Consider the following 2,083-nt stretch of genomic DNA (forward strand, 5'->3'; position numbering starts at 1 on the left):
GTGGTCGCGTCATCAACACATGGGCTGACGTAATCAACCGCGCTAACCTAGGTATGGAAGTAATGCACGAGCGCAACGCTCACAACTTCCCTCTAGATTTGGCTGCTGCTGACTTCGCTCCTGTAGCATTGACTGCACCTGCTATCAACGGTTAATACTGAATGTAGAGGAGACGTTCCGGTGGAACGTCTCTACGATTCAAAAGCGTCTTCCGAGATTCGGGGGGCGTTTTTTAGTATGATTTCGTAGTCAGCGCTTTAGCGCGGAAATAAGCTTGTGGTAGTTGATGCGTTATTAATAACAATGACTAAACCCTTACTGCCATCTCTGGTAGACATTTGGCAGCAAACTCTCAATTGGCAACCTACTACCCAACAGCAAAAGCAATTCCAACAACTTTATGAATTAATTCTCGAAGGCAACCGTCAATTAAATTTAACTCGGATCGTCAACCCCGAAGAATTTTGGGAAAAACATCTTTGGGATTCCTTACGGGGAATTGCCCCACTGTTATCTGGTGAAATAGACTTTTCTGTGTCCTCTGCTTGTCCCGCTTTTATTGATATTGGTACAGGTGCGGGTTTTCCGGGTATTCCTGTCGCATCTGCGATCGCTAATTGTCAAATTACTCTTTTAGATTCAACTGGAAAAAAAATTACTTTTATTGAAAAGACATTAAGCGAACTTGCTTTAAGCAACGCTAAAACTCTTCTTGGCAGAGCCGAAGAAATAGGTCAGCAAACCCAACATCGAGAACGTTACGATGTTGCCCTAATCCGCGCTGTAGGCACAGGATCTGCTTGTGCGGAATATACTTTACCCTTGTTGAAAAAGAAAGGTTTAGCGGTAATTTACCGGGGTAATTGGACAGAGGAAGAAACAACAGCTTTGGAGAATGCTGTTGAGCAGCTAGGTGGTGTTATTGAATCAATTGAAAAATTTACAACTCCTTTAAGTAATAGCATTCGTCACTGCTTGTACTTGCGGAAGGTGATTAATACACCAACTAAATTTCCCCGCGCTGTTGGTATACCTACTCAAAACCCGCTTTAGCGGAGAATGAGGGGACAAGGGGGGTAAAAGTAGCGAATGTTTGTTAATTATGCTTGGATTTCTTCTTGAAACTGGTTGCTTCATAAATACTCTAAAAACTCTTCGGGTACTAACTTTAATTCTCCTGATTTAAAACGAGTAATTTCTACCCAAAGCGCTGTTTTTTGTCTTTCACCTTCAGCAAAGACTAAATTTTCCAGTTGATAAAACTTTGGATCTACAAAATCACATTGATATATCTGTAAGATTTCGTGACCTTGTTTACCATTAAAAGTGAAAAGATTTTCTATACAACCCAAGTAATGAATGTTGGTTAATTCGGCTTGAATTTCTTCTTGAAATTCTCGCTGAAGTGCTTCCAAACTGGTTTCTCCAAAGTCAACACCACCACCCATTGCGCGGTAAAAAGTTTGCTGCTTTATCGGATCGTAGCCTTGAGAAATAAAAGTGCGATCGCCTTTTTTAATTATTCCCAAAGCTAGAACGCGAATTTCACCTGGTTTATGCATTGTAGTTAAAAATTAATTATTCTGCGAAAAGTGATGGCTTTCGCTATCTTCAACAGACCAATCTTCATTTTCACCGCCGATATATAATTGCTCAATGGTGACATATTCCTCACTCAATTGTGTGAGAGAATTGATTAAAATATCGAGAGCGATCGCATCACTAGTTCCCATATCAAACCAACAACGTGCCCAAGTTCCCTCATATTCAAACTCACCCATATTATGCATCAGCGCTAACAAGCTTTTGTCATAACCTTTGGAGTCATAATTCATGTAACTCAGCTCTAGTCCTGTTTCCTGTACCTGGAGATTTTCGGCATTAAATGCACCTAACTTGCCTAAATAAAACCAAGAATTGAAAACTTCTTCTACATACTGCTTTTCTCGTTCAGAAGGAATTGTAGTGAAACATAGCCAAATCCAAACATCAAAAGGATTAAATTCGCGAAATTGAATATGCATATCAAATTGGGAATGGGTAATGGGGAATGGGGAGTGGGGAGTGGGGAATGGGGAATGGG

General features: G+C 40.6%; 3 protein-coding genes and 1 pseudogene. 2 read left to right on the plus strand and 2 right to left on the minus strand.

Annotated features, from left to right (window positions below; translation table 11 throughout):
• Both OGM63_RS08310 and rsmG read left to right on the plus strand, forming a co-directional pair.
• A pseudogene (locus OGM63_RS08310) lies at positions 1 to 155 on the plus strand (photosystem II q(b) protein); the annotation flags it as partial.
• A 148-nt stretch (positions 156 to 303) separates the two neighbouring features.
• Positions 304 to 1,053: a 16S rRNA (guanine(527)-N(7))-methyltransferase RsmG gene (rsmG, locus tag OGM63_RS08315; RefSeq protein ID WP_263745044.1), complete on the plus strand. Its 750-nt coding sequence runs from the start codon at positions 304 to 306 to the stop codon at positions 1,051 to 1,053.
• Between the two features lie 80 nt (positions 1,054 to 1,133).
• On the opposite strand, the gene OGM63_RS08320 is transcribed toward rsmG, so the two are convergent.
• The gene (locus OGM63_RS08320) at positions 1,134 to 1,562 is read right to left on the minus strand and encodes an NUDIX hydrolase (RefSeq protein ID WP_263745045.1); all 429 of its coding nucleotides are present in this window, start codon (positions 1,560 to 1,562) and stop codon (positions 1,134 to 1,136) included.
• A gap of 12 nt (positions 1,563 to 1,574) precedes the next feature.
• Entirely contained in the window at positions 1,575 to 2,024 is a 450-nt protein-coding gene (locus OGM63_RS08325; protein WP_263745046.1) for a DUF3531 family protein, read from the minus strand.
• Between the last annotated feature and the right edge of the window lie 59 nt (positions 2,025 to 2,083).

Source organism: Plectonema radiosum NIES-515, from assembly GCF_025753815.1.
Lineage (GTDB): Bacteria > Cyanobacteriota > Cyanobacteriia > Cyanobacteriales > Nostocaceae > Hassallia > Hassallia radiosum_A.

What these genes read in the sequence shown, in the direction of transcription:
- rsmG (WP_263745044.1), top strand. Translation starts at nt 304, where the DNA reads ATGACTAAACCCTTACTGCCATCTCTGGTAGACATTTGGCAGCAAACT.
- OGM63_RS08320 (WP_263745045.1), bottom strand. Translation starts at nt 1,562, where the DNA reads ATGCATAAACCAGGTGAAATTCGCGTTCTAGCTTTGGGAATAATTAAA.
- OGM63_RS08325 (WP_263745046.1), bottom strand. Translation starts at nt 2,024, where the DNA reads ATGCATATTCAATTTCGCGAATTTAATCCTTTTGATGTTTGGATTTGG.